General features: G+C 59.6%; 24 protein-coding genes and 1 pseudogene. 10 read left to right on the forward strand and 15 right to left on the reverse strand.

Features of this window, described 5'->3' with window-relative positions; all coding sequences use genetic code 11:
* Window positions 1-10: 10 nt before the first annotated feature.
* From plsX to FHT82_RS12405, 3 genes and pseudogenes are all read right to left on the reverse strand, one after another.
* The gene (gene plsX, locus FHT82_RS12395; protein WP_183730465.1) at window positions 11-1,057 is read right to left on the reverse strand and encodes a phosphate acyltransferase PlsX; all 1,047 of its coding nucleotides are present in this window, start codon (window positions 1,055-1,057) and stop codon (window positions 11-13) included.
* Between the two features lie 101 nt (window positions 1,058-1,158).
* Window positions 1,159-1,713, reverse strand: coding sequence for a DUF177 domain-containing protein (locus tag FHT82_RS12400; protein ID WP_183730467.1), 555 nt, complete (start codon window positions 1,711-1,713; stop codon window positions 1,159-1,161).
* An 11-nt stretch (window positions 1,714-1,724) separates the two neighbouring features.
* Window positions 1,725-2,316 (reverse strand): annotated as a pseudogene (locus FHT82_RS12405) (ubiquinol-cytochrome C chaperone family protein).
* A gap of 188 nt (window positions 2,317-2,504) precedes the next feature.
* Here FHT82_RS12405 and FHT82_RS12410 point away from each other — a divergent pair.
* A complete protein-coding gene (locus tag FHT82_RS12410; protein ID WP_183730471.1) occupies window positions 2,505-3,038 on the forward strand; it encodes an outer membrane protein assembly factor BamE in 534 nt (177 codons plus the stop codon).
* A gap of 72 nt (window positions 3,039-3,110) precedes the next feature.
* Here the strand turns inward: FHT82_RS12410 and FHT82_RS12415 are convergent, their stop codons facing one another.
* From FHT82_RS12415 to ribH, 3 genes are all read right to left on the reverse strand, one after another.
* Window positions 3,111-5,249: a sodium-translocating pyrophosphatase gene (locus FHT82_RS12415; RefSeq protein ID WP_183730473.1), complete on the reverse strand. Its 2,139-nt coding sequence runs from the start codon at window positions 5,247-5,249 to the stop codon at window positions 3,111-3,113.
* 195 nt (window positions 5,250-5,444) lie between these two features.
* The gene (gene nusB, locus FHT82_RS12420) at window positions 5,445-5,927 is read right to left on the reverse strand and encodes a transcription antitermination factor NusB (RefSeq protein WP_183730475.1); all 483 of its coding nucleotides are present in this window, start codon (window positions 5,925-5,927) and stop codon (window positions 5,445-5,447) included.
* Between the two features lie 3 nt (window positions 5,928-5,930).
* A complete protein-coding gene (ribH, locus tag FHT82_RS12425) occupies window positions 5,931-6,386 on the reverse strand; it encodes a 6,7-dimethyl-8-ribityllumazine synthase (protein ID WP_183730477.1) in 456 nt (151 codons plus the stop codon).
* Window positions 6,387-6,732: 346 nt separating this feature from the next.
* Between ribH and FHT82_RS12430 the strand changes: the two genes are divergently transcribed.
* From FHT82_RS12430 to FHT82_RS12440, 3 genes are all read left to right on the forward strand, one after another.
* Window positions 6,733-7,089 carry a hypothetical protein gene (locus tag FHT82_RS12430; RefSeq protein WP_183730479.1) on the forward strand — a complete coding sequence of 119 codons (357 nt, stop codon included), beginning with the start codon at window positions 6,733-6,735 and terminating at the stop codon, window positions 7,087-7,089.
* 125 nt (window positions 7,090-7,214) lie between these two features.
* Window positions 7,215-7,709, forward strand: coding sequence for a cupin domain-containing protein (locus FHT82_RS12435; RefSeq protein WP_183730481.1), 495 nt, complete (start codon window positions 7,215-7,217; stop codon window positions 7,707-7,709).
* Window positions 7,710-7,748: 39 nt separating this feature from the next.
* Complete coding sequence (locus tag FHT82_RS12440; RefSeq protein ID WP_183730483.1) at window positions 7,749-8,264, forward strand: GNAT family N-acetyltransferase; 516 nt, start codon at window positions 7,749-7,751, stop codon at window positions 8,262-8,264.
* Here FHT82_RS12440 and FHT82_RS12445 read toward each other — a convergent pair.
* The 5 genes from FHT82_RS12445 to FHT82_RS12465 form a co-directional block, all read right to left on the reverse strand.
* Window positions 8,245-8,865: a riboflavin synthase gene (locus FHT82_RS12445; RefSeq protein WP_183730485.1), complete on the reverse strand. Its 621-nt coding sequence runs from the start codon at window positions 8,863-8,865 to the stop codon at window positions 8,245-8,247. The genes FHT82_RS12440 and FHT82_RS12445 overlap by 20 nt on opposite strands.
* Window positions 8,865-10,244, reverse strand: coding sequence for a bifunctional diaminohydroxyphosphoribosylaminopyrimidine deaminase/5-amino-6-(5-phosphoribosylamino)uracil reductase RibD (ribD, locus tag FHT82_RS12450; RefSeq protein WP_183730487.1), 1,380 nt, complete (start codon window positions 10,242-10,244; stop codon window positions 8,865-8,867). Before ribD ends, FHT82_RS12445 begins: the two co-directional genes overlap by 1 nt.
* Before the next feature lie 2 nt (window positions 10,245-10,246).
* Window positions 10,247-10,723: a transcriptional regulator NrdR gene (gene nrdR / locus FHT82_RS12455; protein ID WP_183730489.1), complete on the reverse strand. Its 477-nt coding sequence runs from the start codon at window positions 10,721-10,723 to the stop codon at window positions 10,247-10,249.
* Window positions 10,724-10,834: 111 nt separating this feature from the next.
* Window positions 10,835-12,133, reverse strand: a complete 1,299-nt coding sequence (glyA, locus tag FHT82_RS12460; protein ID WP_183730491.1) for a serine hydroxymethyltransferase — start codon at window positions 12,131-12,133, stop codon at window positions 10,835-10,837.
* Between the two features lie 181 nt (window positions 12,134-12,314).
* A complete protein-coding gene (locus tag FHT82_RS12465) occupies window positions 12,315-13,616 on the reverse strand; it encodes a L,D-transpeptidase family protein (RefSeq protein WP_183730493.1) in 1,302 nt (433 codons plus the stop codon).
* Between the two features lie 934 nt (window positions 13,617-14,550).
* Here FHT82_RS12465 and FHT82_RS12470 point away from each other — a divergent pair.
* Window positions 14,551-15,234 (forward strand): hypothetical protein, encoded by a 684-nt coding sequence (locus FHT82_RS12470; protein WP_183730495.1) that lies wholly within the window; start codon window positions 14,551-14,553, stop codon window positions 15,232-15,234.
* 95 nt (window positions 15,235-15,329) lie between these two features.
* On the opposite strand, the gene FHT82_RS12475 is transcribed toward FHT82_RS12470, so the two are convergent.
* From FHT82_RS12475 to FHT82_RS12485, 3 genes are all read right to left on the reverse strand, one after another.
* On the reverse strand, window positions 15,330-15,617 hold the full coding sequence (locus FHT82_RS12475; protein ID WP_183730497.1) for a hypothetical protein: 288 nt from the start codon (window positions 15,615-15,617) through the stop codon (window positions 15,330-15,332).
* 280 nt (window positions 15,618-15,897) lie between these two features.
* Entirely contained in the window at window positions 15,898-16,410 is a 513-nt protein-coding gene (locus tag FHT82_RS12480) for a MarR family winged helix-turn-helix transcriptional regulator (RefSeq protein ID WP_112544669.1), read from the reverse strand.
* 128 nt (window positions 16,411-16,538) lie between these two features.
* Window positions 16,539-16,976, reverse strand: coding sequence for a DUF6163 family protein (locus FHT82_RS12485; RefSeq protein ID WP_007819997.1), 438 nt, complete (start codon window positions 16,974-16,976; stop codon window positions 16,539-16,541).
* Between the two features lie 134 nt (window positions 16,977-17,110).
* Here FHT82_RS12485 and hemB point away from each other — a divergent pair, with 134 nt between their 5' ends.
* The 5 genes from hemB to FHT82_RS12510 all read left to right on the forward strand — a co-directional run bounded on the left by hemB (window position 17,111) and on the right by FHT82_RS12510 (window position 20,430).
* On the forward strand, window positions 17,111-18,124 hold the full coding sequence (hemB, locus tag FHT82_RS12490; protein ID WP_183730498.1) for a porphobilinogen synthase: 1,014 nt from the start codon (window positions 17,111-17,113) through the stop codon (window positions 18,122-18,124).
* Between the two features lie 73 nt (window positions 18,125-18,197).
* Window positions 18,198-18,656, forward strand: coding sequence for an RDD family protein (locus FHT82_RS12495; RefSeq protein ID WP_183730500.1), 459 nt, complete (start codon window positions 18,198-18,200; stop codon window positions 18,654-18,656).
* A 181-nt stretch (window positions 18,657-18,837) separates the two neighbouring features.
* The gene (locus tag FHT82_RS12500; RefSeq protein ID WP_183730502.1) at window positions 18,838-19,614 is read left to right on the forward strand and encodes an arginyltransferase; all 777 of its coding nucleotides are present in this window, start codon (window positions 18,838-18,840) and stop codon (window positions 19,612-19,614) included.
* A 205-nt stretch (window positions 19,615-19,819) separates the two neighbouring features.
* Complete coding sequence (locus FHT82_RS12505) at window positions 19,820-20,041, forward strand: AbrB/MazE/SpoVT family DNA-binding domain-containing protein (RefSeq protein WP_132651098.1); 222 nt, start codon at window positions 19,820-19,822, stop codon at window positions 20,039-20,041.
* The gene (locus FHT82_RS12510) at window positions 20,041-20,430 is read left to right on the forward strand and encodes a type II toxin-antitoxin system death-on-curing family toxin (protein ID WP_183730504.1); all 390 of its coding nucleotides are present in this window, start codon (window positions 20,041-20,043) and stop codon (window positions 20,428-20,430) included. The genes FHT82_RS12505 and FHT82_RS12510 overlap by 1 nt, the downstream gene beginning before the upstream one ends.
* On the opposite strand, the gene FHT82_RS12515 is transcribed toward FHT82_RS12510, so the two are convergent.
* Window positions 20,420-20,917 (reverse strand): SRPBCC domain-containing protein, encoded by a 498-nt coding sequence (locus tag FHT82_RS12515; protein ID WP_183730506.1) that lies wholly within the window; start codon window positions 20,915-20,917, stop codon window positions 20,420-20,422. The genes FHT82_RS12510 and FHT82_RS12515 overlap by 11 nt on opposite strands.
* Window positions 20,918-20,989 lie beyond the last annotated feature (72 nt).

Here is a 20,989-nt window from a genome sequence, read left to right on the forward strand (position 1 = left end):
ACCTCGTTGCTCACGCGGCTTCCGGCCCCATCGGGGGCAGCCGCTTGGCATGGTATTTTTTGAGATCGTTTTCTATTTTCTGGGTCAGGCCATTCTTGGCCATGTCATAACCGACTTCGATGGCCGCGGCGATGCCTTCGGCATTCGCCCCACCGTGGCTCTTGATGACGATGCCGTTCAGGCCGAGAAACACGCCACCATTGACCTTGCTCGGATCGAGCTTCTCACGCAGCATGTCGAAGGCGCTCTTGGCGAAGAGATAGCCGATGCGGGCAAGCAGCGTGCGCGACATGGCAGCGCGAAGATAGCCGGCGATCTGCCGGGCCGTACCTTCCGCAGCCTTCAGCGCGATATTCCCGGAAAAGCCTTCGACAACCACGACATCGACGGTACCCTTGCCGAGATCGTCACCTTCGACGAAGCCGGAATATTCGAGCGAATCGAGATTGGCTTCCCGCAGCAGGCGGCCAGCTTCCTTGACTTCTTCCTGACCTTTGATTTCCTCGACGCCGACATTCAGCAAGCCGACGGTCGGACGCTCAACCTCGAAGAGCGCGCGCGCCATGGCGCCGCCCATGAGCGCGAAATCCATCAATTGCTGCGAATCGGCGCCGATCGTGGCGCCGACATCGAGTACGATGCTTTCGCCCTTCATCGTCGGCCAGATGGCGGCGATCGCCGGGCGTTCGATATTGGCCATCGTGCGCAGACAAAACTTGGCCATTGCCATGAGCGCGCCGGTATTGCCGGCGGAAACGGCGACATCGGCCTCGCCCGACTTCACCGCTTCGATGGTGCGCCACATGGTGGAGACATAGCGGCCGCGGCGCAGCGCCTGGCTCGGCTTCTCTTCCATGCTGACGGCAAGTTCGCAATCGTGAAAGGTCGACTTTTCCCTGAGCTTGGGAAACTTCGCCAGAACCGGGTCGCACTGTTCCTTGATGCCGTAAAAGACGAAGGAAATATCCGGGTGCCTGTCCAGCGCCTTGGCAGCACCGGGGATGACAACCTGGGGACCAAAGTCGCCACCCATGAGGTCGAGAGATATTCTGATCACGCGTCCCTGATCCTTCTCTTTCGCCTCAGGGGCGAAATTTCGGCCAAAATACCGGTTTTGGCGTCGCTTACAACTGAATTATGGCAAATGCCGGTGTTGCTTCAGTCCTTTTTCCAGTCCTTGAGCGCGGCAAATGCAGAGGGCTTCCGGTCATTTTCCCCCGTATCCTCGATATGGGCCTCGAACTCCACGCCTTCCTTGCGCGGATAGGGATCGATGGCGAGTGCTGCGAATTCCGCGACGATCTCGCCGGCATCGATCGTATCGCCGGTAAAGACTTCAGGCAGGTCCGGACCGTCGGGATCCAGCACCATTTCCCCGGTATCATTGGCGGGATGGCGGGCAAGCTTGGAATTTTCCGGCACGAAGATCTGCTCGAAGGTCTCATCGATTGCAGATTCGACCGGCTCGAGCGTGACGATGCAGGACTGGACGATCTTCGCCTGCACGCGTCCCTTGACGCGGATGCCGTCGCGCTTCCACCTGTTGATCTGCAGGTCGGCATGGAGATCGTCCACCGACAAGACGTTCCAGCTTTCGGCCAGCGCCTTCAGCTCGTCCTTGTCGGCGCTCACGCGGACCTCGACCGGATTGGCGGAAATGTGGCCGACCTTGACCGGATAGGAAAAAGGAATCTCGCTCAGATCTTTCTTCATGATTCTACTCCTCAGGCGACCCCAGGGATCGTCGCCGAACCGGTGGCGATCGCCTCTTCGGGAATGGCCGACAGGTGGGCTTCAGCCGCCACCATCCATTGCGCCAGCCCGCTCATGTCGGCGGGCTCGGCTGCTTCGGGATAAATATTGCGCTGGAGGGCCACGGAAAGTGCGGCAGCATCGCCGGCATCCATGGCCTTCGAATAGGCTTCCAGCCGTCCATAAAACATGCCTGCGAGCTTCTTCATGCGCTTCGGCACGCTGTTGTCGCCGATTCCGAGTTCGCGGATCGAATAGTCGATATCCTGAAAAAAAGCATCGACGATTTCCTGGGCGATCTCCTGGCCGCTCGTCCCGGAGGTCCGGGTGCGGCGGAAAAACAGGATCATGGCGATCGACAGCATCTCGAAGCGGCCCATGACGGTATCGGGCACGTCAAGGCGCTCATAGAGCTCCGGCATGCGAGCGGCGGCCGTCAGCGCGGCGTATTGCCGGTCGACGATGGTCTGGTTGCTGTTTCTCTTACCGAAGAGCCCGAAGATCATTTGTTTTTTCCGGAAATACCGCATTCTTGGCGCCGAGCGGCACCGGGCCTTGTTGCATGATTTCGAAAGCTGGTTTACCGAAGCAGGCGCGAATTGCAATGCCGTTCGTGGCCGGTTTCGAGACAGGTGCGCTCCGGTGCACAACGAGGCAGATCGGGAGAATTCGACCCCGGAATGGCCACAATGGTTTTGCAGGAGGAAGCACGCAGTGTTTGGAATGGCTGCTATCGATACTCAAGGGAGTAGATGTCGTTGAAGAAACGGTATTTCAAGTCAGACATGAAATTCTTCAGCAATGCGGCCATTGCCATCATAATCGCCTCCGCCACCACACTCTCAGGATGCCAGACGAGCACCGTGCTGAACGGCGGCTATATCGTCGACGAGCAGTCGTTGGCGCTGGTGCCTGAAGGTTCCAGTCGTGAGCAGGTGCTGCTGTCGCTCGGCACGCCCTCGACCACGGCAACCTTCGACGGGGAGGTCTTCTATTACATCTCGCAGCGCCGCCAGCGCTCGATGGCATTCCAGAAGCTGCGCGTCACCGCCCAGAGCATTCTCGCCATCTATTTCGACAAGGACGGCGTCGTTACCCGCCGCGCCAACTACACCCTGCAGGACGGCAAGGTGTTCGACACGATTGCTCGCGTCACGCCGACCGGCGGTCGGGAACTCACCTTCCTGCAGCAGATGCTGTCCGGCGGCAGCGCGGCGAATGCGGCCAAGAGCCTCTTCGGTGGCGGCGCCGGCGGCACGCCGCAGAACCCGTCCAGCCTGCGCTAAAGCAAGCGGTTTCCCATATGCAAAACCCGCCGGAGCGATCCGGCGGGTTTTGTTTCATTCGCTTGAAGCGTCTTAGCTTGCGAGAACCGCCAGCAGCAGCAAGGCTACGATATTGGTGATCTTGATCGCCGGGTTGACGGCGGGACCTGCCGTATCCTTGTAGGGATCGCCGACGGTATCACCCGTCACTGACGCCTTGTGGGCGTCCGAGCCCTTCATGTGGCGCACGCCGTCCTTGTCGACGAAGCCGTCCTCAAAGCTCTTCTTGGCATTGTCCCAGGCGCCGCCGCCCGAGGTCATCGAGATCGCGACGAAGAGACCGTTGATGATGACGCCAAGCAGCGATGCGCCAAGTGCTGCAAAGGCCGACGCCTTGGAGCCGGAGATGATCAGCACGCCGAAATAGACGACGACAGGCGCCAGCACCGGCAGCAGCGACGGTATGATCATTTCGCGGATCGCCGCCTTGGTCAACAGATCGACTGCCTTGCCATAATCAGGCTTCTCCGTACCCTGCATGATGCCGGGCTTTTCGCGGAACTGCTTGCGCACTTCCTCGACGATCGCGCCGGCGGCACGGCCGACGGCGGTCATGGCGATGCCACCGAAGAGATAGGGAATCAGGCCCCCGAACAGCAGACCGGCAACCACGTAAGGGTTCGACAGATCGAATGAAATCGTGCCGATATTCTGGAAATAAGGATACTGGTCGGGATGCGCGGCAAAATATTGCAGGTCGTTCGCATAGGCCGCAAAGAGCACCAGCGCGCCGAGACCGGCCGAACCGATCGCGTAACCCTTGGTGACGGCCTTCGTCGTGTTGCCGACGGCATCGAGCGCATCCGTGGATTTGCGCACTTCGGGTGGCAGATGGGACATTTCGGCAATGCCGCCGGCATTGTCCGTGACCGGGCCGAAGGCATCGAGCGCCACGATCATGCCGGCAAGGCCGAGCATGGCGGTGACCGCGATGCCGGTGCCGAACAGGCCGCCGAACTGATAGGTGGCAAGAATGCCGCCGACGATGACGAGTGCCGGCAACGCCGTCGATTCCAGGGATACCGCGAGGCCCTGGATGACGTTGGTGCCGTGGCCGGTGACCGATGCCTGGGCGATCGATACGACCGGGCGCTTGCCGGTGCCGGTATAATATTCGGTGATGACGACGATCAGCGCTGTGACGACGAGGCCGACGAGACCGCAGAAGAAGAGCTTCGTGCCGGTAACGTCGAAGCCGGCGACCTGACTGAGCGAACCCCAGCCGACCGTCAGCGAGGTCGCGGCACCAAGGCCGATGATCGACAGAAGGCCGGTCACGATAAGGCCCTTGTAGAGGGCGCCCATGATCGAGCCGTTCGGGCCGAGCTTGACGAAGAAGGTGCCGATGATCGAGGTGATGATGCAGGTGCCGCAGATTGCCAGCGGGTAGATCATGGCCAACTGGAGGATGGGTGCACCGGCAAAGAAGATTGCTGCCAGAACCATGGTCGCGACGACGGACACCGCATAGGTTTCGAAAAGGTCGGCCGCCATGCCTGCGCAATCGCCGACATTGTCGCCGACGTTATCGGCAATGGTTGCCGGGTTACGCGGATCGTCTTCAGGGATTCCGGCCTCGACCTTGCCGACGAGGTCGCCGCCGACATCGGCGCCCTTGGTGAAGATGCCGCCGCCCAGACGGGCGAAGATCGAGATCAACGAAGCGCCGAAGCCGAGCGCCACGAGGGCGTCGATGACTTCGCGCGAGCCTGCCTCATGGCCGAGTACGATCGTCAGTACATAATAATAGATGGAGACGCCGAGCAGCGCGAGGCCGGCAACCAGAAGGCCGGTGATCGCACCGGACTTGAAGGCGATGTCGAGGCCGGCCTTGAGGCTCGTGGACGCTGCCTGGGCGGTGCGCACGTTGGCGCGGACGGAGACGTGCATGCCGATGAAGCCGGCAGCACCCGAGAGGACGGCGCCGATCAGGAACCCGATCGCGGCCGTGGCGGAAAGGAGCAGCCATGCTGCAATGAAAACAACAATGCCGACGATGGCAATGGTTCTGTACTGACGCGTCAGATAGGCCTGTGCGCCCTCGCGGATATAGCCCGCGATCTCCTGCATGCGGCTGTTGCCCTGATCGGCAGCAAGCACCGACCGGGTTGCCCAGATGGCGTAGACCACCGAGAGCAGGCCACATGCGATTACCAATAAAAGAATGGTCATTCGCTCTTTCCTCCCATAAGCCGGAGCTCACTCCTTCTCCGGCGACGAACGCTGCTGAATCGACTCCTCTCCACAGAAACGCCCAGCAGGCGAGTGGAGATTGCGTGGTCGATAACGTCGCGTCAAGACTGCAAAACCTCAAAAGCCTTGCAGTTCCGCAGAAAGAACGGGAGGGATCGTTTGGCGGCTAAGTGCCTATTTCTTCTGCTCGCCGCGCACCTGCTTGGCGATGCGGTCCAGAACGGCATTGACGAGCTTCGGCTCATCATCGTCGAAGAAGGCGCGAGCGATCTCGACATATTCGGTGACGATGACGGCGATCGGAACGTCCTTGCGGTCGACGAGTTCGAAGACACCGGCGCGCAGGATGGCGCGGACGGTGCTGTCCAGACGCGACAGCGCCCAATCGTCCTGCAGGGCGGAGGCGATCAGCGGGTCAAGACGGAGTTGGTCGCGCACGACGCCTGAGACGATCGAGCGAAACCAGCCGGCATCGGCCTTCAGATAGGTTTCGCCGTCAAGTTCCTGGCCGAGGCGGTGGGCCTCGTATTCCGCCACGATTTCCAGAACGCCGGTGCCGCCGATATCCATCTGATAAAGCGCCTGCACAGCCGCAAGACGCGCAGCACCCCGCTGGTTGGCAGCCTTGACCGGTCGTTCGGTATTTTCGTCAGTCATTCTTTATGCACCCAACTTCTTCTTCAGCTCGATCATGGTGAGAGCTGCACGGGCGGCAAAACCGCCCTTGTCCTTTTCCGAGCGGCGTACACGCACCCAGGCCTGTTCATCGTTCTCGACGGTCAGGATGCCGTTGCCGATGGCAAGGGACTCGCTGACGGCGAGATCCATGAGCGCGCGCGAAGACTCGTTCGACACGATGTCGAAATGATAGGTTTCGCCGCGGATGACCATGCCGAGTGCAACGAAACCGTCATACTGCGTGCCGTCATTATCCGCGCCATCGAGCGCCATGGCAATCGCCGCCGGAATTTCCAGCGCGCCGGGCACGGTGACGACGTCAAACGTGGCGCCGGCTTCTTCCAGCGCGAAGGTCGCGCCTTCGAGAAGAGCATCGGCCATGTCGTCATAGAAGCGTGCTTCGACGATCAAAATATGGGGAGCGGTCTCTTTCGGCATGGTTCACCTTCGGTTGGAGGGGCATTTTCCACTCGGGCAGGCCGCGGTCAAAACATGCCTTCGAGCGAATGGCAAGCAAATTCGGGTGGCGCTCCAAAAGGAAAGACAAAATATCTGCAATGGGATAGCGGAGCTCGCCACTGTCGGGCGCAACGACGTGAAAAACATGCCTAGCCGGGTGGCGCAAAAACGGCAAATCCAAGGCGGATTTCATGAACAATTTTTAATTTATTTTCAGTTACTTACGCCATTGAAACGACAATGCTGCAGTGCCAAATCCCAGTCGCAACACCGACGATCCCCTGCAACGACAGCCGACCGTCACAGCAGACGAAAGGATACCATCATGAACCGCGTTGCTAAAATCGCCATCGCCGCCGCTTTCTCCTCCCTTGCATTTGCCGGCGTCAGCCGGGCTGAAAGCCTCGGCATGAATACCGCCCAAGGTATCGAGCAGACGCTTCGCACCTTCCAAGGCGACTTCGACATCCAGCCGGTCTACGACTGGCACAATCTCGACGACGAAACCACCGGCCCGCGCTCCGCCCCCCAGCGCTCGGAAAGCGCTATCCACGCCATCCAGGCTTCCATCGACGCCAACAGGTCGCTGGCACACAAGCTCAACAATGATGGCATCGCTATCCGCAATGTCGTGAACGCCGAACAGGCAGCCGACGGCAGCATTACGTTCTACGTTCGCTGAGGCTGCCAACTTGGAAGGCGAGCATGGGCGGCTGATCTCCTCACCGCCCATACTCGCCTTTTATCGAAATCGCTGTTGCATTTTCCGCCGGATAGGATTGTTTTCTCGCCAAAGCGGAGGACCCCATGGCGACGAATGCAAAACCGGTCATCAACACGGCCGATCTCTCCCTCGAACACTGGACGAAGGGAAGGTTTTTCGAGAGCCGCGACACGTCTTTCGGAAACCAGCTCGGGCTCACCAATCTCGGCATCAGCTACAATGAAGTGCCATCAGGCAAATCCGGCTGCCCTTTCCACAATCACCATGTGGAAGACGAGCTCTTCTACATCATCGAGGGCACGGGCGAATATCGATTCGGCGAGCAGCGCTATCCGATCAAGAAGGGTGATGTGCTGGGGGCGCCGGCGGGCGGGCCGGAAACGGCGCATCAGATCATCAATACCGGATCGACGCCGCTGATCTATCTGGGCCTATCGACCAAAGCGAAGACCGAGATTTGCGAATATCCCGATTCCGGTAAATTTCTCGCCAAGACCAATCGCGACGGCAGATCCTTCGATCACATCGGCCGGGGCGAGAACGCCCTCGACTACTGGGACGGCGAGCCCGGCTTCTGATATCAGCGCCTTCATCGCAAATCGTTTCAGAGCATTTTCATGATCGATATCCCGACACTGGAAACCGGACGGCTTGTTCTGCGCGCGCATCGGCGTGACGACTTCGACGCACATTTCGAGCTCTGGCGCGACGAAGACGTCGTGCGTTTCATCAGCGGCGTACCCTCCAGCCGCGAGCAGAGCTGGTCACGGCTGCTGCGTATTGCCGGCATGTGGCATCACATGGGCTTCGGTTTCTTCGCTATCGAAGAAAAGGAAAGCGGCCGCTTCATCGGCGAAGCCGGTTTTCTCGAAGCCAAGCGGGACATGCAGCCTTCGATCGAAGGCACGATGGAGGTGGGCTGGGCGCTGATGCCATCTGCGCATGGCAAGGGTTATGCCACCGAGGCGCTGACGGCGATCATCGGCTGGGGCGAGACACAGTTTCCGGGGCGGGTGATGACCTGCATCATCAGCCCAGACAACATACCGTCGCTCAGGGTTGCCGAAAAGCTCGGTTTCAGGGAAACGGCGCGGACGGACTATAACGGCCCGATCATTCAGTTTTCGCGTTAGGGAACTCAGCGAGGCGGGCAGCGTAACGCGCCATCGTATCGACCTCGAAATTGACGAAGTCGCCAGCCTTGCGTTCACCCCAAGTCGTGACCTCGAGCGTGTGGCGGATCAAGAGTACGTCGAAATCCGTACCATCGACGGCATTGACGGTCAGCGACGTGCCGTCGAGGGCAATCGAGCCCTTGGGCGCCACGAATTTCGCGAGATGGGCCGGCGCGCGCAGGCGGTAGCGCGTCGCATCGCCTTCCTCCGTCACCGACAAGATCTCGGCCTTGCCGTCGACATGGCCGGAGACGATGTGGCCGCCCAGCTCATCACCGATCTTCAGCGACCGTTCGAGATTGATATGGCTGCCAGCCTGCCAGGCGGAAACGGTGGTGAGGCGCAGCGCCTCTTCCCACGCCTCCACCTCGAACCAGCGGCCGTTGCTGCCCGCCTGCGGCAGGCCGGTCACGGTGAGGCAGATGCCGGAATGGGAGATGGAAGCGCCCATATCGATGGTCGCCGGATCGTAATTTGTCGCGACACGGAGCTTGATGCCCTCTTTGAGGGCCGAAACGGATTCGATCGTGCCGATATCAGTGATAATTCCGGTGAACATCAAGTCTCTCTTTCGTATTCGTCCAGGCGATCCGCGCCGAATATATATGTGCCCCTGTGGGCAAAGCCGGATGGTATGTCGGTTGCCTGCAATGGGGATTCAATCCCCCCCTCACCGATGACGAGAGGCGCCTGATAGAGCTGGATGCGATCGACGAAACCGGCTTCGAGGAAAAGCTTCGCAGTCTTTGCGCCGCCTTCGACCAGAAGCGAGGAGATGCCGCGTGTGGCGAGCGCCGGCAGCAGGACCTCCGGGTGATAGGGATTGCAGTAAAGGATCTCGACGCCGGCGGCTTCGAGTGCGGTGCGGCGGGAGTCCATGTCGGTGGCATCCGTGGGTGCGGTACCCCCCTCTGTCCTGCCGGACGTTCGGAGCTGCGATCGATTCACTGGATCGATCGCTCCGGCTTCGCCGGAACGCACCTCACCCCCCACAAGGGGGGAGATTCGCTGGGTGCTAGCCCCCTGCCCCGCATCTGGCCTCGAGGCGGAAACATCATCATCGGAAGCTGGGGAACTGGGAGCAGGCCCCTTGTCGATCTCCCCCCTTGTGGGGGAGATGTCCGGCAGGACAGAGGGGGGTGCCCCTTCCTCAGACCCTAACGGCGATATCTCTTCACTCGCCACCACAATAACGGGCACATCCCGCGCCGTCTCGACGAGCTTGCTCGTCAGCGGCAATGCCAAAGCGGGATCGAGCACGATGCGAACAGGCGATTGCGCTTCAAGACCCGGTGTCCGCACCGTCAGCAGCGGATCGTCAGCAATCGCCGTGCCGATGCCGACAAGGATGGCATCGGTTTCGGCCCGCAGCGCCTGCACCTGAGCGCGGGCTTCCGAGCCAGTTATCGCCACCTGCCCTACCCCTGCTCGACCGATCATGCCATCTGCAGAAACAGCAAGTTTGAGAGTCACATAGGGGCGGTTCTTCGTCTGGCGGGTGAGATAGCCGGCAAGCGATTGCCGGCCCTCTTCCTCCAGCACGCCCGAGGTCACCTCGATGCCGGCAGCTTGCAGCATCGCAATACCGCGACCGGACACTCTGACATCAGGATCGGTGACGCTGATGACGATACGGCCGACGCCATGGGCAATCAGAGCCTCGGCGCAGGGCGGCGTCTTGCCGTGATGGGAGCAGGGTTCGAGCGTGACATAGGCCGTCGCACCACGGGCAAGTTCACCGGCTTCGGCGAGCGCCTGCGGCTCAGCATGCGGGCGGCCGCCGAGTGCTGTCACGGCGCGGCCGACGATTGCACCATCGCGAACGATGACGCAGCCGACGGATGGATTGGTGGAAGTCTGGCCCGTGTGCCATCGCGACAGGCGGATCGCAGCTGCCATGAAGCGTTCGTCCTCAGGCTGCACGATCCCCTCGCCCATGGTCAGCCGTCCAGTGGATCGCGGGCGATCTTGGCGTTGAGCTCGGCGATCAGCTTTTCGAAATCCTCGGCATGCGAGAAGTCTCGATAGACCGAGGCGTAGCGCACGAAGCCGACATCATCGAGGCTCTTCATCGCTTCCAGAACCTGCAGGCCGATCTGCTCGGAAGAGATTTCCGTCTCGCCCGAGCTTTCCAGCCGGCGCACGATGCCGGAGACAGCGCGCTCGATGCGATCGCGATCGACCGGGCGCTTGCGCAATGCCACATCGAAGGACCGGACGAGCTTGTCACGATCGAAGGGAACCTTGCGGCCGGTCTTCTTGGTGACCATCAGCTCGCGAAGCTGCACGCGCTCGAAGGTCGTGAAGCGGCCGCCGCAATCCGGACAGATGCGGCGCCGGCGGATAGAAGTGTTATCCTCCGCCGGGCGGGAATCCTTGACCTGAGTGTCTTCCGAACCGCAATAGGGGCAGCGCATGCCTTCTCCTTGAGCATCGGCCCGAAAATCGGAACCGATTTTCGGAAAGCCTGATGCGTAGATTCAAAGAATTAGAGCGACCTTTGTGCGCCCGAACGGGCGCACGGCGCTCTAGCCCATGTAGTCATACATGGGGAAGCGATCGGTCAGATTCACCACTTTGCCGCGGACCGCAGCTTCGACGGCGGCATTGCCTTCGTCGGAATTGGCGACCTTCAGACCATCGAGAACCTCGACGATGAGGTTACCGATCTCGCGGAATTCGGCTTCCTTGAAGCCGCGCGTCGTGCCGGCCGGGGCGCCGAGGCGAACACCCGAGGTGACGAAGGGCTTTTCGGGATCGAAGGGAATGCCGTTCTTGTTGCAGGTGATGTAGGCGCGGCCGAGTGCGGCTTCTGCGCGCTTGCCGGTGGCGTTCTTCTTGCGCAGGTCAACCAGCATCAGGTGGTTGTCGGTGCCACCCGAGACGACATCGAGGCCGCCGGCAACAAGCGTTTCGGCGAGCGCCTTGGCGTTCTTGACGACCTGGGCGGCATATTCCTTGAACGACGGCTGCAGGGCTTCGCCGAAGGCGACGGCCTTGGCGGCGATGATGTGCATCAGCGGGCCGCCCTGAAGACCGGGGAAAACGGCGGAGTTGAACTTCTTCGCCAGATCCTCGTCATTCGTCAGGATGACGCCGCCGCGCGGGCCGCGGAGCGATTTGTGGGTGGTGGTGGTCGCAACATGGCAGTGCGGGAACGGCGACGGATGCACGCCACCGGCAACGAGACCGGCGATGTGGGCCATGTCGACCATCAGGTAGGCGCCAACCGAGTCCGCGATCTCCCGGAAGCGCTTCCAGTCCCAAATACGGGAATAGGCCGTGCCGCCGGCGATGATCAGCTTCGGTTTGTGTTCTCTAGCCTTGCGCTCGACGTCGTCCATATCGAGCAGGTTGTCGCCGTCGCGAACGCCGTAGGAAACGACGTTGAACCATTTGCCGGACATATTGACCGGCGAACCATGCGTCAGGTGACCGCCGGAGTTGAGATCGAGGCCCATGAAGGTGTCGCCCGGCTGCAGCAGCGCCAGGAACACGGCCTGGTTCATCTGCGAACCGGAATTCGGCTGAACGTTGGCGAAATTGACGCCGAAGAGCTTCTTGGCACGCTCGATCGCCAGTTCCTCGGCGATATCGACGAACTGGCAGCCGCCGTAATAGCGCTTGCCCGGATAACCCTCGGCATATTTGTTGGTCATGATGGAGCCCTGGGCTTCCAGAACGGCACGGGAAACGATGTTCTCGGATGCGATCAGTTCGATCTCATGCCGTTGACGACCGAGCTCTTTTCCGATCGCGCCGAAGATTTCCGGATCGACGTCCGCAAGCGAGCGATTGAAGAAGGATTCGGTGGAAGCATTGGTCATTGGCTGGCTCCTACGGTGGAATGCGGCAAGGTATTAACCTTCCGCAGATGCGAGGGCAATACGAAGAACGACATTTGCTGGGCTAAGCGCGCGGGGTGAGCAGTTTGCGCTGGCTACGGCCCCGCTGGAACGAAAAAGCCGCGCAAATGGCGCGGCTTCTGAGGATCGTTTGATGTTCGGATTACTGAACCGGCTGTTCCATGCCTGAAGTGGTGTCGAGCGCCAGTTCGGCATTGCCGTCCATCTCGTAAATGTCGTCGCGGAACTGGACGACGCCGTCGGGCATGCCCCAGGCCGAGATGTACACGAAATAAACGGGAACTTCGGTCGCGAGCTTGATCGGCGTATTGATGCCGCTTGCGATCACCTGCTCCATCTGCTGGCGGTTCCAGCCGGGCGTTTCGCGCAGCAGCCAGGTCGTGAGGTCGCGGACGTTCTGGACGCGCACGCAGCCCGAGGATTCGAAGCGCATGAGCTTGTTGAACAGGCCCTGCTGCGGCGTGTCGTGCATGTACTCGCCGTTCTTGTTGTAGAAATTGATCTTCGTGGACGCCATGGCGTTGATCTTGCCGGGGTCCTGACGGAACATCAGGTTCGGCGCCTCGCCGTTCCAGTCGACGGTCTCAGGTGCGACTTCATTGCCCTTGCCGTCGATCAGGCGGATGGCGTTCTTTTCGAGATAGGTCGGATCCTTGCGCATCAGCGGCATGATGTCCTTCTCGACGATCGAACGCGGTGCCGTCCAGTACGGGTTGAGGATGACTTCGTAGACCTTCGAATTGACGATATGCGTCGGGCGGCTCAGACGGCCGACAACAGCGGTATGGCGCGTCGCGACGCTGCCGTCTTCAACCGCTTCCACGTAAGCCGCCGGGATGTTGACCATCAGATGGCGGCGGCCCATGTCTTCCGGAAAGGTCTGCAGGCGGATGAGGTTGGTGTTCAATTGCTGCAGGCGGACATCGGCCGGAATGTTCATCGCCTTCAGCGTGAATTCGCCGATCACGCCATCGGCCGGCAGGCCGTGACGGGCCTGGAAACGCTTGACGGCGCCGTCGACATAGGAATCGAAGGCATTGGAAAGGCCGGCCTCACGCGGCAGATCGCCGGTGATCGCCAGACGCTGGCGCAGCGCCTGGACGGCGGGGGAACTGACACCGAGCTGCAGGCGCTGATCGCCCGGATTGACCTCGGGCCAACCGCCGGCGGACGCGATCTGCTGGTACTGCATGATCGCCTGCTGCGTGCTCGGCACCGACTGGGGGCTGAGGATCGGGGTATTGGAAAGGACGGCCGTCGCCGTGCGCGAGGCAGCCTTGGCGTCGAACTGGTCGTCCCAGTTGCCGCGTCTCGGGGCATTCAGCAGCCCATCGAGCGCCGATTGCGCGAATGCGGGTGCGGCAAGCGCGCCGGCACCAACCGTTGCCGCCGACGCCAGGAAGGCGCGGCGCGAGAGAGCTTCAATTCCGTTCTTTTTAGACATTCGTCCCAACCACTCAATGCCACGGCGGAGGAAGCCGCGGCCCTTTGCGATATCCTGCGCCTTAACGCAGATCCCTATCCGTTCGTTCTTCCGGCGCACCTGGAAATTCCGCCAGTCCCATCACAAGATTGCGAGCAACCTGGATGGTGCCAATGGTCCATCGAGGACGCCGGCTGTCGAATATTCCGCTGTCACATCAATATGGCCAATTCGTGTTTCCGGACAGCAAGACAGACTGCCGGTTGCCGGCGACCGCATGCAACGAACCATATGACGGGTAAACCGTGGCGGTTAATAACGACTAAAAAACGGCTTGAATACCGGGTTTTGCGCTTGGCTGGTGTGCGTTGCAAAGATGCCACGCAGAGGTGAGCGGGACATGTTCGGCATACTTGAGGTGCCGGGCCGCGCGAAAGGTCGGCCCGGCTTTCCGCCGCTTGCCCTCCTCCCCAAGTTGGCGGTCGACCACCCCGGTTCGTTTATACGCACCGGGGCCTTTTCTTTGTGGGTTTCGCTGCGGCGATCTCCTCGCTTGACACGGCCGGTGGTACAACTTCGTCACTGTTTCGAGGCGGCGCATGTTTGCGAAAAAGACGGTTTTTGTGGTCGGCGCAGGCGGAAGTTTCGAGGTTGGCTTGCCAGTCGGTAGCACGCTCAAAACCCGAATTGCTGAAAAGCTTGATGTACGAGCGTCAGGGTCGTTCGAAGGAAACCCTGCCATCGTCCGAGCCATGGCGTCTGCAGCGAAGGAAACGAGTTCATTCGGTGGCGCTGTAAATCGACTGGTCGGCGCGGCGCAAGCAATTCGGGGCGCTATGCCCTTGGCGATCTCAATCGACAACTATCTCAACACCCATTCGCATGATGCGGATGTCGTGATTATGGGAAAATTCGGGATTACGGCGTGCATCTTGGATGCAGAGGCTAACAGCACGTGCACGAATACGATGCAGCCTACAACATGGACTTCGCTAACATTCCGGACTCCTGGCACAATACGTTTTGCAAAATGCTTACGGAAAACGTTCGCCTTGGAGATCTGGAAACCGTCTTCGAGAATGTCGCCATTATCACTTTCAACTATGACCGCTGTATCGAGCATTACCTGCTGACGTGGCTTATCAAGTATATGAGGATTCCGTACGGGGAGGCCGCCGAAATCTGCAGAAAGCTCCCGATTTTTCATCCCTATGGCCAAGTCGGCCTTCTCCCATGGCAGACCACGAGCGGGTCTGGAGTTAGGTTCGGGGAGCCACCGACTGAATACAATATTCGCCAGATCTCATCGCAAATCCGCACTTTTAGCGAGCGCGTGGACGACGATGACATGCTGTCAGCCATGCGGGATTACTTGAGCGAAGCGGAAAGGGTCATATTCCTCGGGTTCTCATTCGGGAAGATGAACATGGACCTCATGAGAACCGGCCGAGATGGGCCGCGCAAGGACGTACTCGGGACAGTCCTTCAAATGTCTAACCCGAATAAGGCCGAAGCCGATCACCGTATAAGGGCCACCTTGACTGACGCCGATAGTGGATGGCTTGTAACCGGCATGGAGCTTTCGCCAGTGGCTGCCAATGAATTGTTGAACAACTACTGGTATCGACTATCAGATTAACCGCACCCGGCCTTAGGCCCCGCCCACCCGCGCCTTGCGGGCGCAGGATGAGCAGAAATCAGGGTGCCCGCTAGTCTCGTGAATGGCTGTGAAACCTAATTCAGCTTCTGGCCAGTAGGCGCCTGCTCTGGCTCGGGCTGACTAAGTACGGATTTGATAAACTCCGCCGTACGACCAGCGATCCTGAGACGTGCGCACACCTGCGCTTTACGTGAGAGTGCATGGCTCTCGCCGTCTACAATGACGTTCGCAAGCGAGATGTAGAGCACGCCGTCATTGACGCGCAACTCTGTCACTAAATCAGCGTAGACGGGCTGGATGTTGTTAGGATCAACGACCTCAACTTCCAGATCATCACCAATTCTAATTTTCCCAGCGCTCATTCCGGTTCTCCATTAGACATCCGGAATGTACGTGATTCGCGCCAGACCTGATTCACGCACGCGAAGTTATCAACTGAAGATTGCTATCCGTCATACACGGCAAAGGCGCCCACGGAGGGAAAGCCGTGAAGCGCCCTTGATCGCCGTTGGAGATCGGCTTTCCGGTGGCACGGAAGTGGCACGTAACCCTGTGCCACCTGGTGCAATTCAATGCCATTTCGTGCACTGCCGTAAGCGTTAGCGTGCCCTAATATGCAAGCAGTGACACGGAGCCAAGTTATTACAAACGATACAAAATCTGATCGTTCCAGAAACGATCCAACCGCTGCAGGAGCTTGTTCATCTGCGTAAACTCATCCGTGCCGATGCCGCCGACCTTGTCGATCGAGGCGATGTGGCGTTCGTAGAGCCGGGCAACCGTTTCGGCGATGTCCTGGCCGGTTTCGGTCAGGCTGATACGGACCGAGCGGCGGTCGATGCGGGAGCGCTGGTGGTTGATGAAGCCGAGGTCGACCAGCTTCTTGACGTTGTAGGAAACGTTCGAGCCGAGATAGTAGCCGCGGGAGCGCAGCTCGCCGGCGGTCAGCTCGGAATTGCCGATGTTGAAGAGGAGCAGCGCCTGGATGGCGTTGACATCGCTGCGGCCCTGACGGTCGAACTCGTCCTTGATGACGTCGAGAAGACGACGATGAAGGCGTTCAACAAGATGAAGGGATTCCATGTAAAGATCACGGATGCCCTGTTCGTGTGCATGGAAAGTCGATGCCGCCTGCGGCTTGATCTTCGTGTTCATTTGACTGCCTCACTGTTTTGTTTGGCGGTGTCGTTTTCTTCCCGCCTTGAGTGAGACCCTATCGAATACATATAAAATTCGACTTAAACCGCAGGCTTAACAGAGGCTTACGAAAAGCCCTTGATGTATCAGGGTAAATCAACACTTACCTGGCGACGCTGCCGGCGCCGCTCCAGCCACAGGGAAAGCCTGAAAATCCAATAGATGACGGCGACGATCACGTGGAGCAGGATGATCAGCCGGTTGGGTCCGAAGATCTGCGGAAGCAGGCCGTACATGAGGATCTGGCCGCCGGCGGCAAGCACCCAGATGACCGGTCCCCATGAAACGGTGAGCCAGAGGCCGAGCGAGGCGACCGGGAACAGAACGGCAAGGGACGTGCTTGCGACCTTCCACGGCAGGCTCAAGAGATCGAAGCGGCCGGCGCCGACCAGCGAGTAGCCGACGAGCATCGCCCAATATTGCAGGCCGAACCAAAAGCAGGAAACGGCAACGAGCCGCAGAAAGAAGATGAAGAGGATATCCGTCAGCGTGCGTTTCGGTATCGTCGGAGAATCGGTTTCCATGGCGAGACCTCACGTTCGGATCGCTGCTTCAATTTTCCGGGTTTCATCCGCCGCGGCCAATCGTCCGGTTTGGATTTCCCGGCGCGCATGATAATGACCGCTCCGATAAATGGAATGGCCCAGGGACAGATATCATGCAGGACAAGACGCATCTCGTCGATGAAATCACCGGTCACCGTCGCATGCGGCGCAACCGCAAGGCCGACTGGACGCGCCGGCTGGTACAGGAAAACCGACTGACGGTTGACGATCTGATCTGGCCGATCTTCATCGTTCCGGGAACCGGCATCGTCGATCCGATCGCTGCCATGCCCGGCGTGAACCGCATGAGCGTCGACAAGGCGGTCGAGGCAGCAAAAGAAGCGGCCGATCTCGGCATCCCCGCCATCGCTACCTTCCCCGATATCGAGATGGAATTGCGCGATGAGACAGGCTCGAACAGCCTCGTCGCCAATAACCTCATCAATCAGACGACGGCAGCCATCAAAAAGGCAGTGCCCAATATCGGCATTATTACCGATGTGGCGCTCGACCCATTCACCAGCCATGGACATGACGGCATCCTGCGCGACGGCGAGATCGTCAATGACGAAACGGTCGACCAGGTCGTCAAGGCGGCAATCCTGCAGGCCGATGCCGGCGCCGATATCATCGCCCCCTCGGAAATGATGGACGGACGCATCGGCGCGATCCGCCGCGGGCTCGATGCCGCGGGACACCAGAGCGTCGGCATCATGTCCTATGCCACGAAGTTCTCTTCCGGCTTCTACGGCCCCTATCGCGAGGCGATCAACACCAAGGGTCTGCTGAAGGGCGACAAGAACAGCTATTACATCAATCCGGCAAACGGCACAGAGGCGATCCGCGATGCCGCCCTCGATGTCGAGGAAGGCGCCGACATGCTGATGGTCAAGCCGGGGCTCGCCTATCTCGACATCTGCTGGCGCGTAAAGGAAGCCTTCGGCCTGCCGACCTTCGCCTATCAGGTCTCGGGCGAATATTCGCAGATCAAGGCTGCGGCGATGAACGGCTGGATCGACGGCGAGCGGATCATGATGGAGACGCTACTGGCCTTCAAGCGCGCCGGCTGCGACGGCATCCTCACGTATTTTGCGCCGGAAGTGGCGAAAATCCTGGCAAAAAGGTGATTTTCGGGCGAATTATTGTATTTCCCCCTGACGATACCATATCAGCGGCATCGTCTTTCGAAGGGAGATATGGATGAGCTACAACCCCAATCCGCTTTATGCCGCACCGGAGGACTGGCGCGCCTATAGTGGTGTGCTCAGCCGTCGCGTCTTCGCATTCATCCTCGACTATATCATCGTGGCCCTGCTCTGCATTCCGGCGGCGATTATTGTGTTCTTCCTGGGAATCGTCACGCTGGGGCTCGGCTTCATTCTTTATCCGGCCCTGTTCGTCATCGTTGCAGGCCTGTACTTTGGCATGACTGTCGGCGGTCCGTCGCAAGCTTCGCTTGGCATGCGTGCGATGGGTATCGCCATCGTGCGCGTTGATGGACGGCCGATGGACTTCATCCTGGCCATTGCTCATCTGGCGCTCTTCTGGATCCTGAACTCGGTCCTGACGCCGCTCATTCTGCTGGTCGGCCTGTTCACGGAGCGCTCGCGCCTGATGCACGATTTCCTCGTGGGAACAGCGACCGTCCGCACCCACTGAGCCTCATCCGGTGGGGACGAAATAAAGTCTCCGCCGGCCCTTTGACGGCCACAAAAGAGCGCCATATCCAAGAAATGGAATATTCGATTGCGCGGCACTGTATGCTGCGCAGTTGACGTTTTCTATTCTTACGTCATGCTGTCTGGATTGATAGCGCCCCGAAAGGAAATCTCCGCAAGAGATGAATACGCAGACCACGCCATCCCCTCAGTTTTATCTGACGGCTCCGGCAACGTGTCCGTATCTGCCGCATGAGATGGAGCGCAAGGTCTTCACCCATCTCGTCGGCCCCCGGGCGGCGGAGATGAACGATATCCTGACCCAGGGCGGTTTCCGCCGTTCGCAGAACATCGCCTATCGCCCCGCCTGTGAAGCCTGTCGCGCCTGCGTGTCCGTGCGCATCCTCGCGCAGGAGTTCGAGCCCACGAAATCGATGAAGCGGGTGCTGGCGGCCAATTCCGATGTCATTTCCACGGAATTTGCGGCCCAACCGTCGAGCGAGCAATATTCCCTGTTCCGCCGTTACCTCGACTATCGACACCAGCAGGGCGGCATGTCCGACATGACCGTGCTCGACTATGCGATCATGGTGGAGGACACGCATGTGAACACCAAGATCATCGAATACCGCCGGCGCGAGGAAGGCTCGGGACTGGAAACGCGGCCGAAGGGCGAGTTGCTTGCCGCCGCGCTCACCGACACGATGAGCGACGGTCTTTCGATGGTCTATTCCTACTTCAATCCTGATCTCGACCGGCGCTCGCTCGGCACTTTCATGATCCTCGATCATGTGCGCCGCACGAAAGCGCTCGGCCTGCCGCATGTCTATCTCGGCTACTGGGTTCAAGGATCGCGGAAGATGGATTACAAGACGCGCTTCCAGCCGCAGGAACATCTGACGCCGCGCGGCTGGGAACGCTTCGACCCCTCTTCCCTCCAGGACGACCCGCAGGACTGATGCTTCCTGCCACCTTTCCGATCACCGGAAGGGCCTGTTGCTGACGGCAGTCGGCGGACTGGCGCTTTCCATGGACATCCCCGCTCGTCCGCCTTCAGGACTCTCGATCACTCATCCCAGCTGAATCGTCTTCAACGGCGCGCTTGATTGGCGGCTGGTTGTCGCCTATCTTTCTGTTATAACCTTGTTGCAACAGGAGGCGACAATGAACGTCACCATTCGTAAGATCGGCAATTCGGAAGGCGTGATTATTCCGAAGGAAGTGCTGGACCGTTTTGGGTTGAAGGCGGGAGATATTCTGGAGCTTCAGGCCGAGGACGGTCGCTTTTACATGCAGCCTGTTGATGAGGATATCTCCGAAGAGCTTAATGCAGCCCGTCTCTTCATGGAGAAGTATAAGGTCGCGCTCAAGAAGCTTGCCGAATAATGACATTCAAGTTTCTAAGCAGACGGCTGGTCGAGCAGATGCACGCGATGCAGATCGAACGGTTTGGCGGCCTCGCCGGCCTTCGCGATGAAGGTTCGCTGGAATCCGCTTTGGGGCGCCCCATCAACAAGGCAAACTACGGATGCGATGACATCATTGAGCTTGCCGCCGCATATCTTTTCGGTTTGGCGCGCAATCACGCGTTTCTTGACGGAAACAAACGGATCGCCATTGTCAGTTGCGGTGTCTTTCTATTGCAGCACGGCTATTCGATAGAGACGACCGACGCCCATCTGTACACTTTTGTCATAGGTGTGGCAGCAGGCGAAATCGACGAGGACGGCGCGACGCGCTTCCTGCGCGATCACACGATCCCGCTCACGCCGTAGCGCCTGCAGACTGGCCGGCTTCGGGATTCGATCGTTTCGAACCTGCGGAAAGCTCCAGTTCCCGATCCAGCCCTTCGACGATATGCGTCCAGCCCTGACGGGTCTTTTCCTCGTATTCCGCCCATTCCGCACACATTTCATGCGTGAGGGTCAGGCGACTGCCGCTGCCGAGCGGTTCGATATCGATTTCGACGCGATCGCAATTATGGTCGTGCTCCTCGACCGAAAAGCAGAAGACAATGCGCTTCGGGCGTTTCAATTCCAGAAACACGCCGTGATGAAAGGCATCGCCGGTCGGGCGGCGGTCGACGATGATGAAGCGGCCGCCGACGCGCGGATCGATATCGGCGCGGATGACATGGCCGTCGTCGGTTGCAAATAAAAAGCGGCGGGCGATTTCGGGATTGAGCCAGGCATCATAAACCGTAGCGGGCGGCGCCCTGTAGCTGTGGGCGACATGCAGTTTGATGGTATTGGCGGCAGGCATCGACGGTCCTCCATTGTTCGCACGCTTTCAGCGCACGGTTCACGGCCATCCCGCCCGCCCACGGAACGACGT

Origin of the sequence: Rhizobium sp. BK275 (genome assembly GCF_014193555.1) — a bacterium.
Taxonomy (GTDB): domain Bacteria; phylum Pseudomonadota; class Alphaproteobacteria; order Rhizobiales; family Rhizobiaceae; genus Rhizobium.